The following is a 16,090-nucleotide window of genomic DNA, read 5'->3' on the forward strand; positions in this document are numbered from 1 at the left end:
ATACTGTCATTCTATCTAAAATAAGGTCATGTAAAAAGCATGGATACTATTGACCAAATTGGTAAAGGCATTTAACCAGAGCAGGACAGAAAGTCCATAGCGCTTTTTACGAAAAGCCTGTACTCCTGCAAGTAAGCAGACCAAACACAGCATGGCTGTGAAAAAACCAAATATACTACGTTCCATTAGACTTCCTTTCTCTTGCGGTATTGGATGGTAAAATCATAAGGATTTTTGTCATCTTTGGTATAAGATTTGCTTGAAACCGTCTCAAAAAGAGACAAGTCAAACTCCTCAGGAAAATAGGTATCTCCTTCCACCCGAGCATGAATTTGAGTCACAATCACTTCATCAAGGTAGGATTCAAAAGCCTGAAAAATCTGCTTTCCACCAATAATATAGAGATTCTTTTCTTGAGCCTGATACCAGTCCAAGACAGACTGGACATCATGAAAAGTAGTAACCCCATCTATCTTTTCTACTGGATTACGAGTCAAAATCAGGGTCTCCCTTTTTGGAAGCAAGCGACGCTCCATTCCATCAAAGGTCACGCGCCCCATCAAGATGGCATGATTCAGAGTTGTTTCTTTAAAGTGTTGCAATTCTGCTGGCAAATGCCAAGGCAGACGATTGTCCTTACCAATCACACCCTCTTCATCCTGGGCCCAAATAGCTACGATTTTCTTAGTCATGCTTCCATCCTTTTCACTGATAGTACTATTTTATCAAAAAACTCAAAAAAAGACTGGTTTGGAATAGCTTGCAGAATAGAAAAAATCTGTAAGAAAATTCCTACAGATTTATATATCTATTATTTCTTACAAACCGGGAGCTTGTCCAAGTTCTGCCGCAAGCATCCAAACCGTTTTCTCAAGTTCAGCTTTAGCACCAACAAAGATATCGTTTGTCACATCATCACCTTCTTCATCAGTAACATCCAAAGCTTTTTGGAACAGAGTGATGAGATAACGATAAACATCTAGGACACGTTCCAAACTTTCTTCAACATTACGGTATTCACCAGCTTCTTCTTCGATTTCACTATGTTGAAGGAATTCTGTCAAAGTAGAGAATGGGCTGCCACCAAGTGTAATCAAACGTTCGCTGATTTCGTCAAGATAGCCATCAAGGCTGTCCATGTATTCATCCATTTTTGGATGCCACACAAGAAAACCACGACCGCGCATATACCAGTGTACTTGGTGCAAAGCAACGTGAGCCACGTACAAATCAGCAACAGCTTGGTTCAATACTTCCTTTGTTTTTGCCAATGCTACTGGCGCTGCTTTTGTCAATGATGTTACGTCTTTTACTGCTTCTTTTTTCAATTCTACCATTTTATTTTACCTCGTTTATTATTTTTTGTAACCACTTCTTAATGATTACTACCTTAGTATACTACTAAGGAAAACCAATAGCAAGCCAAATGACTCACATGAGAAAAGTTGCAATAGACTGATAATTTAAGAATTTTTTAGAATGAAACCCAGTCACTTTCAATCTCTCTTAACAGAGATAAAATAAAGAAAAGAGCATACAAATGTACACTCTTTTCTCAGTTTTACATCTTAATACCAGACGCTAACATCCACACGTCCTCGAATCCCTTTAAGAGAGTCAGATGAAGTATATTGCCATCCTTTTTCTCCTGAATAATGAGGATTATTCCAATCAAGCGCATCCGTATAGGCTGCAACCCAGTTAACATGTTGTAAAATATCAGGATGATTCAAACGAGTTTGCAAAAGTTGACGATAGCTATAAACTTTCACGTTTTGGTAACCAGCATGCTTCATGGTTGCCATATACTTATTGATAATCTTGACCCAAGTTCCAGTATCACTTGGAGCTCTTTTACTTTTATTGACATATTCCCAGTTTTCAACATCATAGTAGATTGGATAAGACAAGTTCATCTTGTATTTTTTCAAGAGTTCAATAGTTTGATTAGCATCATTCTCAGCATCGGTCTCATTTTCAGCATAAGTATAGAGGTAAACACCGTAAGGAATTCCAAGCCGGTTTAACTCCTTGATATTATGAGCCAATTCCTTGTCCTCAGTTCCACTGTATCCCAAACGAACAATGACTCCATCTACTCCATTATCATCGATGACTTTTTTCCAGTCACTGATACGACCATTGTGTTCACTGACATCGATGACCTTTTTAACTTGATCAGTCCCAACTTGTTCTTCACGATGGTTAAAGAAATAACGTCTGCCATTTCGGTGAACCCAGCCAACATTCAAGTCTTTCTTTTCTTTTAACTCACCTGAGTCAGAAAAAATATAGCGAGCATCATCCATGACTAATTCACCAGTAGCCATAGCACCACTTCCTGTCAAATAATAGTTTCCATGCCACTCATCTTGAGCCATGTAACCCCACTTCTTGAAATAGTACCACTTGCCGTCTACCTTTTGCCACTCTTGATTAGCATAAGAGCCATCAGATTTGAGATAGAAGTAAGACGAATAGGCTGGATCATAAAGCCATTCATTTTGCATCATAGCACCTTGACTATTTAGGAAATAACTTCCCTGCCATTGACTTTTAGCTAAATAGCCCCATTTTTTAAAATAGTACCATTTACCTCCAACAGAATGCCATTCCTGGTTAGCATAAGAACCATCAGACTTCAGGTAAAACCAATTCTTATAGGCATTATCATAAACCCATTCATTCTTAGCCATATAACCACCTGATTTTAGGTAGTAATTGTCCTGCCACTCATTTTGAGCATAACGACCGTCTGACTTAATATAAAACCAAGCCTTATAGTAGTTATCAAAAATCCACTCACTCTTTGCTTTGGAACCATCAGCCTTTACATAATAATCCCCATCCCAGTGGGCAGAAGCAGTGGTCTTTACTCCTGCGCTCGTTTGAGTTTTATTAGAAGACTGATTTTGCTCTGAACTACTTGAAACTGTCGTTGCATCCTGCGAAGTTTTTGCTACTTCAGTTTCATTTGCAGCTACATGACTAACTGCCAAGCCGAGCAAACAGATACTTGCTAATCCAATTTTTCCAATCTTTGTTTTCAATCTTTCCTCTCCTATAAAAAATGGAACAGACATCTGAATGCTGTTCCACCTAGCTTTTGCTACTGATTATTTTACAAAGTCAAGCAAAGCCAAGAAGCTTTCTGCTTCAAGTGACGCACCACCTACAAGGGCACCGTCAACGTCTGGGCAAGCCATGTATGAAGCAACGTTTTCAGGTTTAACAGAACCACCGTATTGAACACGAACTTTGTCTGCAACTTCTTGACCGAAGTCAGCAGCTACAACGTCACGAACAACTTTACACATTTTTTGTGCATCGTCTTGTGAAGCTGATTTACCAGTACCGATAGCCCAGATTGGCTCATAAGCGATAACTGATGCAGCAACTTGTTCAGCAGTCAATCCAGCCAATGCAGCAGATACTTGAGCACCTACGAATTCAGCAGCTTTACCAGCTTCGTAAGTTTCAAGTGACTCACCACAACAGATGATTGGAAGCATACCGTTTGCAAAGATTGCTTTTGCTTTTTTGTTGATATCTTCGTCAGTTTCGTGGAAGTAGTCACGGCGTTCTGAGTGACCGATAACAACGTAGTCAGTACCGATTTCTTTCAAAACTTGTGGGCTTGTTTCACCAGTGAAAGCACCTGCATTTTCAAAGTAGCAGTTTTGAGCAGCAACTTTAAGGTTTGAACCTTTTGCAGCTGCAAGAACCGTTGTCAAATCAAGAGCTGGAGCTGCGATACCTGCTTCAACAAGATCTGATGAAGGAAGTTTTGATGCAACTGCTTCAACGAATGCTTTAGCTTCTTCTGGATTTTTGTTCATTTTCCAGTTACCAGCGATAAATGGTTTACGTGACATTTCACATACCTCTTTTTTCAATTTATTTTCTACTTATTTTATCACAATTATACACAGCTTGCAAATCTTACTCGGATTTCAAGCCTGCTTGTAACGATCAATCTTTCCAGAGATCCATAGCATTTCTGAAATCTGCAGATACCTGTGTCAACTGAGGATTGCTTGCTTCTCTCTCTGCCCGCTTGGCCTCAATTTGAGCCACACTTTTGATACCTTCATGGCGCCAATTTCTCAAAATCGCCTGAATGTACTTCCAGTTTTGTTTTCCATTCAAAACAGCTTCACGAAGAGCTTCCTTAATCAAGTCAGCACTGGCTCCGTCTTCCTTTAGTGTCTTAGTCAAATCCTCAATTTCAAAAGGAGTCAACAAGCGCCCCAATTCCTGCTGGAAGGTTTCTACCAAATCCTTAAGTTGGTTTTGAGGTGTCAACTGATCTGAACTTGAATGAGCGACTCCAAGCAAGTCATCCAAACGTTCCAAAGCCAAACTAGCATCAAAAAGCAATTCGATTTCACCATTCAATTCAATCGTTCGATACTGAAGCAGTCCCCTTTCCGTCAGATTAGAAATAGCCTGATTGACATCCGAAATTTCCTTACCAATCCTTTCAGCAATCTGGCTTGGCGACATTTCTTCTAAGCCTGTCGTATTTTGCAAATAGAAAAATTGCCAGACCAGAAAATCGTCGCTGGAAGGAAAGAGTTCCTTAAAATGCAAGAGCAGGGCACTCGGTAAAACCAAGTTCCCTGATTTAAAAGCGTCTAAATATGTCATAATTCCTCTTATAAATACCCAAATGCAGATGCATCATCTTCTATCTTTCTCCAGTCAAAAGGCGTCTCCTGATACACCGCATAATTCACCCAGTTACTGAAAAAGAGGGCTGCTGATGAAGACCAACAAAGACAAGGTGTCTGGTTGACATCATCATCCTTAAAGTAATTTTCTGGAATATGTGGATCTAAACCTGCGTCACGATCTCTAAAATACTCTTTTGCCAAGGTATCACGGTCATATTCCAAATGCCCAAAACTATAAATTTCTCGTAAATCACGACTAGCCAAAATTGAAACCCCAACCTGTGGCCCTTCTGATAAAATCTCGAGATTGGTTTTGTTTAAGACCTCTTCCTTAGAAATCTCCGTGTGCCGAGAATGAGGGGAAATGTAGCTATCGTCAAAGCCTCTAAAGAGAAGGTGTCCTTCTTTTAAAGTATCCTGAGGATAGATACCTGATAATTTATTGTCCATCTGGTATTTTTCCACCCCATAACGCAGATAAAGACCAGCCTGAGCCCCCCAGCAGATATGAAGGGTCGAATAGACATGGGTCTTGGACCACTCAAGAACCTGACTAAATTCCTCCCAATAGTCCACTTCCTCAAATGGTAAATGCTCAACTGGAGCACCCGTGATAATCATCCCATCAAAATACTCGTCCTTAACTTCAGGAAAAGTTTTATAAAAGGTCTCCATGTGCTCTGAACGAGTTGTCTTAGAACGGTGGCTTTCCATATAGAGAAAATCAATATCCAGTTGTAGGGGTGTATTAGCCAAATGGCGCAGCAACTGGGTCTCTGTGACCATTTTCTGTGGCATGAGATTTAAAATTAAAATCTTCAAAGGACGGATATCTTGGTGGGCAGCACGTTGATCATCCATGACAAAGATGTTCTCTGTCCGTAAAATCTCAACAGCTGGTAATTTTTTATCAATTCGAATCGGCATAACCCTCTCCTAACTGTACTCTTTCAGGAATCATTGCATATGTTTGAAACTCTTCGAAAATCTCTTCAAACCTCGTCAACGTTGCCTTTCCGTAGATATATGTTACTGACTTCGTCAGTTCTATCTGCAACCTCAAAACAGTGTTTTGAGCTGACTTCGTCAGTTTTATCTGCAACCTCAAAGCTGTACTTTGAGCAGCCTGCGGCTAGTTTCCTAGTTTGCTCTTTGATTTTCATTGAGTATGAAACTAAATCTCAAACATCTAGTCCTTTTATTATACTGCAAGAAGATATAGTTTTCAATTATACTTTTTCTCTAACTAGCTATAGTCTATTTTTATATCCTAATGTAGAGAAAACAGCCCTAGGGACTGTTTTTGATTAATAATGCATCAAAACTTTGTAATCGTAGTCACCGATTTTTTCACGGCCGTTCAATTCATCCAATTCAACAAGAAAGGCACAGCCTGCTACAACACCACCAAGTTTTTCAATCATTTCGATAGTTGCCTTAACAGTTCCACCTGTTGCCAAGAGATCATCTACAATAAGAACACGTTGACCTGGCTTAATGGCATCCGCATGCATAGTCAAGGTATCAACCCCGTATTCTTTTTCGTAGTCAGCAGAAATGACTTCGCGTGGTAATTTACCTGGTTTACGAACAGGTGCAAAACCAATTCCCAACTCAAAGGCAACCGGACAGCCCACGATAAAACCACGAGCCTCAGGTCCCACGATCATGTCGATTTTCTTGTCAGTAGCATACTGAACAATTTCACGAACAGCATAGCTATAAGCATTTCCATCAGCCATCAAAGGACTAATATCACGGAAAGTAATACCTTCCTTCGGATAATTTTCAATTGTTGCAATGTAATCTTTTAAATTCATCTTTTTCTTTCTTTCAAAGTTTTTTACTCTCTATTATAGCATATTTTTTAAGAAAGAAAAAAGGAAAAGTTAACTTCAATGATTATCTAACGATTTGACGATTTATGACTAGCCATAGCAATAAAGCCCAAGTTCTTTTTATTCTTATCAAACATTTTATACATAGTTAAAAACTGCTTTCTATTCTCCTTTTTACAAGCATTTACACAAATTTTCAACGTTCCTAGCCAACCTTCGTCATAAATCATACCCGATAATTTCATTAATGTCATTTCACCAGTCAATACTTTCACATCACGATAACCTGATTCTATCATCACTTGCTCCCAACCATCTTGAGTTAAAGGACCTACATTTACATGAATTGCTTGCGACAATTCCTGTCTGACAGACTCTTTAGCTTCCTTAAGAAGCACATCATGTGTCAGGAGAAGACCTTCAGGTTTTAAAACCCTTAGATATTCCATTACACATTTTTTCTTAGCTTGATCGGCTTGCATAGTCAGCATAGCTTCATTTATAACAATATCAAAACTAGCATCTTCATAAGGAAGTTTCATTGCATTAGCTCTTTCAAAACTGATTAAATGAGCAACACCTGCCGTTTCAGCAGATTTTTTAGCCACTTCTAAAGCTTGAGCATCCATATCAACAGCAGTTATCTTACAACCAAAACGCTGTGCCAACTCAATTGCTGTAGTTCCCCTATTACACGCAACCTCTAGTATTCTCTTTTCTTTTGAAAATCCTCCTTCTGCAATTAACCAATCTGTGGCACGTTTTCCACCTGGACGTAAGCGTTTTTTCCCCAATTTTGCTAAAAACTTATGACCTGCTTCTGACATTTGAACACCTCTGTTTTTTCTTCATTATAACATAAAATGATATTATCTGACAATTCTAATCTATTATTTGATAAACTAGAATCAAAAGCATACAAGCTGCCATGACTATAGCATAAATCTATTAATCACCTCTCTAGTTCGAATTCAATTGCTCACGTAGTTTACGCATATAGGTTCACTAGTAGATGGTAACCACGGAGTACTTACATCTCAGATGAACGACATGGCTGTTATACTCAAAAAAAGAAAGGACGAAATGTGTCCTTTCTCGAGCTTAGCTTTTCTTCAACCCACTACAGTTGACAAAGAGCCGAAAAAACCTGATGAATCGAATGATTCATCAGGTTTAAACAGATATATTCATTGTAAACAAATCATATCAATTAGAAAGCTTAGTCTTCTTTCTTCTTGCGAGCTACAAGACCAAATCCACTCAATACTCCGAGAAGTCCAAGTGCTGCAAGACGAGCATTGTCTTCTGTACCAGTATTTGGCAATTCACGCTTAGCTTCAGCTTCTTTCACTGCTGTTTCTTGTACTGGTTGTGCTGGAGTAGCCGGTACTTGAGGTTTAGCTGGCTGTTCAGGCATTGCTGGAGTTGCTGGCTCAACTGGTTGACTTGGTTCAACTGGGGTTGGAGTTTGAACTTTTCTGAAGATATGTCTGATACTTCCATTCGGATCCGTCACAGTCTTCACATATTCATAACCTGGAATTGTTCCTGGCTCCTTAGAACCTGGCTCAGATGGTTTCACTGGATTACCATTTTCATCTGTCCAAGTTGTAATATTTTGGTTGCCTGGATTTGGTTGAGGAACAGGTGATGGAGTTGGTACTTTTTCGTAGACATGTTCAACATCTCCGTTTGGAAGTGGTTTAGTTTCCACAAAGCGGTAGCCTGGAATATCTTTCTTAGGTTGTTCGCCTTCTTCTGTTGGAGTATTTGGAATTGGATTTCCATCTTTATCCTTGAAGAATGTTTTCACTTTTTCGTAGATGTGCTCTGTATCTCCATTTGGAAGTGGTTTAGTTTCTACGAAGCGGTAGCCTGGGATATCTTTTTTAGGTTGTTTTCCTTTTTCAGTTGGAACTTTTGGAATTGGATTTCCATCTTTATCCTTGAAGAATGTTTTCACTTGTTCATAGATATGACGAGTATTTCCATGCTCATCAGTGATTGTTTCTTTATATCTATATCCTGGAATATCTACCTTAGGTTGTTCTCCATCTTTACTTGGGAATCCTGGAATTTCTTTACCATTTTCATCTACATAGTCTGTTCCTGGACGAACTGTTGGAGTGTATTTCGCAGAAATATCTTTTCCTGCTTTATCTTTTCTTACAACAGTCACACCTTCTCCAGTTCCTACGTAATCTGCTTCTGGAGTAAATGTTACTTTACCATCTTTATCGATAGTATAAGTTCCTTCTCCGTCAACAACCATCTTAGTTGAACCATCAGAGAATGTTGGTGGTACATCTAAATCTACGTCTCCTGTGAACTCTGGAGTTTCAGATTGAGGAGTATTCTTAGGTCCTTCTGTAGTTTTGTCTACAGTCGCTGTTACTGGTGTTACTGTTGGAGTGTATTTAGCCGTTACTTCTGTTCCGTTCTTATCTACACGTTGTACAGTTACTCCTGTAGCTGTTCCTAGGAATTCTGGTTCTGGTGTGAATGTTACTTCTCCAGTCTTAGGATTAATTTTGTATGTTCCTTCGCCTTCAACTGTTACAGAATCAACTGGATCACCTGTCTTAGGATCGATTAGTTTCGCTGGTTCGTCAGTATTAATTTCAACAGTTTCTTCTTTTCCATTGATTTTCACTGATCCACCATTGAATACTGGTGTTCCTGTTTGTGGTTGACCTTTAGGTCCTACTGATGTCTTATCTTCTCCAGTTGGAGTTACTGGCACTACTTTTGGAGTATACTTAGCTGTTACTGGCGTTCCATTCTTATCTACACGTTGAACTTCTACACCTTCTCCTTTTCCAGTAAATTGTGGTTCTGGTTGGAATTTAACTTTACCATCTTCGATTGTGTATGTTCCTTCTCCAGGAATTACTACTGGTTCATCAGTTGGTTCTCCTGTTTCTGGATCAAGAAGTTTAGGTGCTTTTGTTTCATCAATCTCAACAGTTTTTGGTACACCATTAACCGTTACTGTTCCACCTTTGAATTCTGGTAATCCTGTTTGTGGTTTACCTTGAATATCTTTAGATTTAGCTGGTGTTGCTGTTGGAGTTACACCTTTAACTTTAGGTGTATAGCTTGCTTCTACAGGTGTTCCGTTCGCATCTTTCACTTGAACAGTTACCCCTGTTGCTTGACCAGTAAATTGTGGTTCTGGTGTGAATGTTACTTCTCCAGTCTTAGGATCGATTGTGTATTTTCCTTCATCAGGAATCACTATTGTGGTTTTATCAGTTGGCTTCCCTGTTTCTGGATCGATTAATTTCGCTGGTTGCTCATCAGTAATTGTAATTGCAACATCAGTATTTCCTGGTGTGAATTTTGGTGTTCCATTTTGTTCAGCACCTTGTACATCTTCTGACGTAACGTCTTCTCCTGTTGGTTTAACTGGAGTTACCGTTGGAGTGTATTTAGCTTTTACAGGTGTTCCGTTTGTATCTTCACGTTGAACTTCTACACCTGTAGCTGTTCCTGTAAATTGTGGTTCTGGTTGGAATTTAACTTTACCATCTTCGATTGTGTATGTTCCTTCGCCTTCTACTACAACTTTATCAGTTGGTTGTCCTGTTGTTGGATCAATTAGTTTTGGAGCTTTTGTTTCGTCAATTGGAACAACTTTCTCTTCATCATTAACCGTTACTTTTCCACCTTTGAATTCTGGTAATCCTGTTTGTGCTTTACCTTGAATATCTGTTGTTTCAGCTGGTGTCGCTGTTGGTGTTACAGGTTTAATGTTAGGTGTGTACGTAGTTCTTACTGGAGTTCCATTCATATCTGCTGCTTGAATAGTTACCGGTGGAACTTGTCCTACATATGTTTTGTCTTCTGGTGTGTATACTGCAACTGGATCTTTACCAGGTTCTTTTACAAGAGTATACTTACCAATTACTTTATTTGGATCTTTTGGATCTTTTACAACCACTTCATTAGTTGGTTTTCCATCTTCACCTACTAATGTAACTGAACCTGGATTAATCAGTACTGGATCTGATTTAATTGGATTTCCAACTGGATCTTCTAAATCTGCAGTTCCACCTTTGAATGTAATAGGTTGTTTTTGTGTTGCACCTTGTACATCCGTTGATTCAGCTGGCTTAGCTGTTGGTTTAACCCCTACGATTACTGGAGTATAATCAGCTGTTGCCGGTGTATTGTTTTTATCAACACGTTGAACTGTTACTGGTTGTACTGGCCCTACATATGATTTATCTTCTGGTGTGAATTTCACTACTCCTGTAGTCGGATCTAAAGTATATTTACCGATTACATTTCCTTCTGGATCTTTCGCTGGAAGTTCATTTGAAGGAACAGGTTGCTTCGTTTCTGGGTCAAGTAATGTTGCTGGTTTATCGTAATCGATTGGTACTGCTTCATTACCTGGTTTGAAGTAAGGTTTACCATTTTGTTCTTGACCTTGTACTCCTGTAGTCACATTATCGAATCCTTGTGGTACTACTGGTTTAACAATCGGTGTGTATTTCGCAGTAGCTGGTGTTCCATTGGTATCAACACGTTTTACAGTTACACCTTTAGCTACTCCTGTGAAGTCTTTTTCTGGTTGGAAGTGAACTGTTCCATCTGAATCTACTGTGTATGTTCCTTCTCCTGGTACTACTTTTTCAGTTGTTCCATCTTCAAATGTTGCCGGAACTTTATCATCGATTGGGAATTCATCGTCCCCTGGTGTAAAGACTACTTTACTTTGTTGAGGTTTTCCTTGAAGGTTTGTCGTAGTTTTATCTTGTCCTTCTGGTACTACTGGAGTCACAGTTGGAGTATAAGTTGTTTCTACTTTTGTTCCGTTTTTGTCTGCCGCTGTTACTTTAGCTGGGTCTGGTGTTCCAGTAAAGTCTTTATCTGGTTGGAATGTAATTACTCCAGTTTCTGGATCTAAAGTATAAGTACCTACTTCTTTTCCATCTTTAAGAGCTGGCATTGTTGTGACTTCTGCACCTGTTGGATCTACAAGTTTCACTGTAGATTTATCGATTGGCGCTGTTTCGTCACCTTCTTTGAACATTGTAGTAGCATCTTGAGTTTGTGGTTTACCTTGTTTTCCACTTGTTTCTTTTGGTTCTGCAGTTGGTTCTATCGCTTCCACTTCTGGAGTATAATCCCCACTAGATGTAACTTCAACTTTATTTCCTTCTGAATCTGTTGCTGTTACAGCTACTTTAACATCTACTCCTTTTGCTTTACCTTTGAAGCTTGGTTCTGGAGTGAATGTTACTTTACCATCTTTATCGATTGTATATGTTCCTTCTCCTGGTACTACAACTTTACCTTCTTCATCAGCACCTTCTAGTGAGTACTTCGCTGTAGACCAGTCTACATTTGTGCCATCTGGAGTATTAGTTCCTGTATTTAATTCAGAGAAACGATCTTTTCCTGATTTAGATTCTTGAGGTTGTCCTTGTTTTCCTTTAGTTTCATCATTTGATGGTTTAACACCATATACAGTTGGTGTGTAAGTAGTTGAAGATTCTACTACTACTGGTTGACCATCATCTCCTGTTAACGCTACATTAGCTGAAACTGTTAAAGGTTTAGCCGTACCAATAAATCCTGGAGCTGGTGTGAAGTTTACTTTACCTGTGTTTTCATCAATTTCATAAGTACCTTCATCAGTAGTTACAGAATTTACTTTTTTACCTGATACTGGATCAACTAGTTTGTAGTCAGATACTTCTGCATCATTTGGTAAACCAGTCTTGAATCCTGTTTCCATTGAATCAGTTTGTTCTTGACCTTCTGCACCAGAAGATTTTTCAGGTTTAGAAACCACGATGTAGTAAGTTGTTTCTGCAACTGCATCTTCTGTAACTTCTCCTGAATCTGTTTTTCCTACTGTTGGAGTTGTTACAACACCATTTGAGTCAACAGATCTTACTGTTACTTTATAACTTCCATACTCACCTAATGTATATGCTGCGATTTCTGGGTTTGCTAAGTTTTTCTCAGCTGCTGTTTTCAATGCTTCACGAGCTGTTTCTACAGCTTTTTCAGCTGCAAGAGCTTCATCACGAGCTGATTTCACTTTTGCTTCTACATCAGGTAATGCTGCTGCCGCTTTATCTAATTCTGCTTTTAGTGATGCTTGTTGTTCTTTTGCCGCATTTAATTTCTTCTCAGCTAAATCTCTCGCTGTTGGTGAAATTGTACGAAGATTTAAATCGTCTAAAGCTTTTTGAGCATCTTCTACAATTCTATCTTGACGGTCTACTAATTCTTGAATTTTCGCTAATTCATTATTTGCTCCTTGAGCGTTCGCAATCGCTTCTGCTGCTGCTTTTGTTTTTTCTGCTGCAGTACGTTGTGCTTGAATATATGCTTTTTCTTCTGCTTCTGCTAAATTAAATTCTTTTTTAGCTCCACTTGGTGAAGTTACTGTTAATTTAGTTTTAATTGTCTCAGATTGAGCATCATCTGACTCATCGTCAATTTTATCTTCAAATGCTACATTTGCTTTTGGTGATTTCAATAAGTCTACAGAATTCCCTTGAGTATCTGAATAACTTGTTGAAGTTCCAGTTGGTTTATCATTTTGAATAGAAGCTACGTCTGTTCCTGTTGCTTCACGGAAAGCTACATATCCTTTAAATCCTGAATCTGTAGAAATCTTCCATCCAGCATTTGATTTTTCAGCAGTAACTGTAGACCCATCAGAAGCAGTCCATGTATTTGTTGCTGAATCATAAGTTACAGTAACCGTAACTCCTTTTGTATCAGCTGTTTGCGCTTTTGGTAATGCAGTAACTGTACGAGTTACATCTCCTACGGCTGTTACTTCACCATTCTTACGAATTTCTGCAACTTTTTCTGTTAAAGTAGCTGCTGAAGATGTTGCATTCCATGTACGAGTGAATTCGTATACAATATAGTCAACACTACCATCTGCTTTTGCATCTGTATAAACACGACGTTCTGTTAATGTTGTAGTTCCATCTCCATTGTCTTTTAAGACATATGCGTCTTCATTTGGAAGCGTATATTTACCAGTTGCACTATTAAATGTAGCTGTATATTCTTTATTATTTGCATCTTTCACTTTCACAACTTCACGTTGTAAGTCTGCACGAACTTTATCAGTTGTTGCTTTCGCTACAATACTATCTACTCCAACATATTGTGTAGAGTCTGAAGTAACAGGAATATTAATTTTAGACGCTGCTGTTGCTGAAGCATCTCCTAATTGATCTCCTTCTTTTACAGCTGTATTAGTAGTTCCTGCAGCTACAGTCCATTTACCGTCTTTTACAACTAATTTTGTAACTGTTCCATCTGGCATTGTGATTTCTGCTTTATTAGCACCGTTAGAAACAGATACTGGAACTTTTGTTGCATACGCTTCAACATTAGATACAGTAATTTTTGGAGCTACTGCAATCGTAATATTTTCATGAGCTTCTTGACCATACATATTCCAATCCTGATTTTTCGCATTGGTTGTATTATTATAGTCTTTGGCGTAAACATTTGCTGTATAAATTCCAGCTTCTGACGCTGTTCCTGTAATATTTCCAGTTTTTGGATCATAATTTAATCCTGGTACAACATCATTTATCGAAGTTTTACTTCCCGTAAAATTACCATTTAAGGCTGTGTGGGCTGTGACAGTTTGTGGTCCGTTCTCGGTATTTACTTTAGATCCATCAACTGCAGTAAAAGTTGCTCCATTCGTGCCTCCAGGAGCCGTTTTTGAACCGGCAACAACTTTTTCTCCATTACTTCTGTATACATAACCAGTTCTTTCATCACGACTCATTCCATCGTTATCAACATATTTAATATTATGGTTCACTTCATCTCCAATTGTGACCATTGTAGATTTACCTTTAATTAATGGAGCTGTTGAGTCTTGCCATCCAACCCATCCAGCTGTTAAGTCACGGAAAGTAATATCTTGAGTTTGACCGTCTTTTTCAACAGTGACGATATAACGCATATCATAAACACCATTTTGAAGAGTAGATGCTACGTATCCTTCTACAGTATCTGTTTTTTCATTATATCCCGTACCAGGAACTAAGTTACTTAGTTTGATATCTTTAATTTTATATCCCGCAGCTTCTGCTTCTGGTGATAAAGTGAAACGTTTTTTAGCATCAGTGATATACACGTAGTGATTGCCTTGTTCATATGTGTATCCATAAATTTCTGTCGCTAAATATTCATAAGATCCACCCGCACCCCATATTGTATTCCCATTAGTTTTTCCTGTAGCACGAAGTTTCCCTTTCCATAGAGCAGCTTCACGACCAAGTTTCTGAGCTTCTGTTTTTGATAAAGGAATATCAGTACGACCACTTATCCCTGCTTGTCCACTATTAGCCGCAGGCACATCTGTATTGTCTGATTGATATCCATGAACATAAATTTTATATTTGTCGTTACCGTCTAGTACTTTGTAAGATTTACCAGTCGAACCATCAAACTCGCCATTTTCTTTTCTTAAAGCTGTAGAGTTAGCTGTATAGCCTTCATTAGCTGAAAGAGCAACTCCGTATCTACCATCACGGCCGATTCCTGCGTTTTTCAATTCATTATAAACTGCAAGGATTGATTCGTTAAGGCGTTCCAATTGTGCATCTACTTGCTCTTTTGTAACACTCTTATCAGCAAGAAGAGCCTTAGTTTCAGTAAGAACTGCTTGGTTTTTAGCGACTGCTGCAGTAACTGCTGCCTTGTTTTCTTCTTTGACATCTGCCTTAGCAAGTTCAGTTTCAGCCAATTTGTTAGTTACTTCAGCTTCTGACGATACTTGCGTCAGAGTTGTTGTAGCTACTGAAAGAGCTTTTTCAACTGGAGTTGCAGTTTTTTCTGCTTCAGCTTTTGCTGCTTCTTTTTCAGCTGCTTCTTTCTTATCGAAACCAGCAGTATTTGACTCAGTAACTACAGTACTTAATGCTGATACAGTTGCTGCTTGTGCATCTACATCGGCTTGGCTAGCCTCTGCCTTAGCAAGAGCTGCTTTAGCTGTTGCCAATACTTCCTTAGCTGAATTTACTACTGTAGCATCCGCATATTTTGCAGTTGCAAGTTTAGATTCTAAAGTCGCGATACTTGCTTCCAGTATTGCCTTGTTGACTTTTTTAGCCTCTTCTGCTTTCACTTCAGGTTTTGCTTCTGCAGTTTTTTCAGTTTCTGGTTTTACTTCTGCAGTATTCTGATTATCTTTTTTAGCTGAAGTTGCTGCTACTCCAGTTTCCGCACCTTGTACTTCCGTCGCAGATACTGCGCCGTTACCAAGAAACATCAATCCAGCTGCAATAGCTACTGATGCTGCACCGAAACTATACTTACGAATACCGTAACGAATGTACTTTTCCGTTCGAAAATCTTTCTGCTTGTCCTTCATTTTTGACAAATATCCTCCATAAAATAGTCTGATTATTAGCGATATTAATAGCCAAGATGATACATAAAAAGACCACTTTATATTTTCTAAAATACTTAGAGGACCATCTTTTAGATAGTACCAGCAAACACCATCAATATTCAAAGCCATTTTATCATTTTTAAGTTTTTTTAGCAATAAATATGATAACAAATAAA

10 protein-coding genes are annotated in these 16,090 nt (G+C 38.7%); all 10 read right to left on the reverse strand.

Annotated elements, in window-relative coordinates; genetic code table 11:
- Positions 1 to 15: 15 nt before the first annotated feature.
- Entirely contained in the window at positions 16 to 186 is a 171-nt protein-coding gene (locus TZ90_RS06445) for a hypothetical protein (RefSeq protein WP_045612102.1), read from the reverse strand.
- A complete protein-coding gene (locus tag TZ90_RS06450; RefSeq protein ID WP_045612103.1) occupies positions 186 to 692 on the reverse strand; it encodes a dihydrofolate reductase in 507 nt (168 codons plus the stop codon). Before TZ90_RS06450 ends, TZ90_RS06445 begins: the two co-directional genes overlap by 1 nt.
- A gap of 126 nt (positions 693 to 818) precedes the next feature.
- The gene (locus TZ90_RS06455; protein WP_045612105.1) at positions 819 to 1,337 is read right to left on the reverse strand and encodes a Dps family protein; all 519 of its coding nucleotides are present in this window, start codon (positions 1,335 to 1,337) and stop codon (positions 819 to 821) included.
- A gap of 231 nt (positions 1,338 to 1,568) precedes the next feature.
- Positions 1,569 to 3,083, reverse strand: coding sequence for a choline binding-anchored murein hydrolase LytC (gene lytC, locus TZ90_RS06460; RefSeq protein ID WP_080890746.1), 1,515 nt, complete (start codon positions 3,081 to 3,083; stop codon positions 1,569 to 1,571).
- 33 nt (positions 3,084 to 3,116) lie between these two features.
- Entirely contained in the window at positions 3,117 to 3,875 is a 759-nt protein-coding gene (gene tpiA / locus TZ90_RS06465; RefSeq protein WP_000087893.1) for a triose-phosphate isomerase, read from the reverse strand.
- A gap of 97 nt (positions 3,876 to 3,972) precedes the next feature.
- The gene (locus TZ90_RS06470; protein WP_000221592.1) at positions 3,973 to 4,650 is read right to left on the reverse strand and encodes a DnaD domain-containing protein; all 678 of its coding nucleotides are present in this window, start codon (positions 4,648 to 4,650) and stop codon (positions 3,973 to 3,975) included.
- 8 nt (positions 4,651 to 4,658) lie between these two features.
- Complete coding sequence (gene metA / locus TZ90_RS06475; protein WP_045612108.1) at positions 4,659 to 5,603, reverse strand: homoserine O-acetyltransferase MetA; 945 nt, start codon at positions 5,601 to 5,603, stop codon at positions 4,659 to 4,661.
- A gap of 380 nt (positions 5,604 to 5,983) precedes the next feature.
- Positions 5,984 to 6,496 (reverse strand): adenine phosphoribosyltransferase, encoded by a 513-nt coding sequence (locus TZ90_RS06485; protein WP_001049318.1) that lies wholly within the window; start codon positions 6,494 to 6,496, stop codon positions 5,984 to 5,986.
- Between the two features lie 86 nt (positions 6,497 to 6,582).
- A complete protein-coding gene (locus tag TZ90_RS06490) occupies positions 6,583 to 7,341 on the reverse strand; it encodes a class I SAM-dependent methyltransferase (RefSeq protein ID WP_045612110.1) in 759 nt (252 codons plus the stop codon).
- A 392-nt stretch (positions 7,342 to 7,733) separates the two neighbouring features.
- On the reverse strand, positions 7,734 to 15,893 hold the full coding sequence (locus tag TZ90_RS06495; RefSeq protein WP_045612112.1) for a YSIRK-type signal peptide-containing protein: 8,160 nt from the start codon (positions 15,891 to 15,893) through the stop codon (positions 7,734 to 7,736).
- Positions 15,894 to 16,090 lie beyond the last annotated feature (197 nt).

Origin of the sequence: Streptococcus mitis, from assembly GCF_000960005.1 — a bacterium.
In the GTDB taxonomy this organism is placed as follows: Bacteria; Bacillota; Bacilli; order Lactobacillales; family Streptococcaceae; genus Streptococcus; species Streptococcus mitis_CK.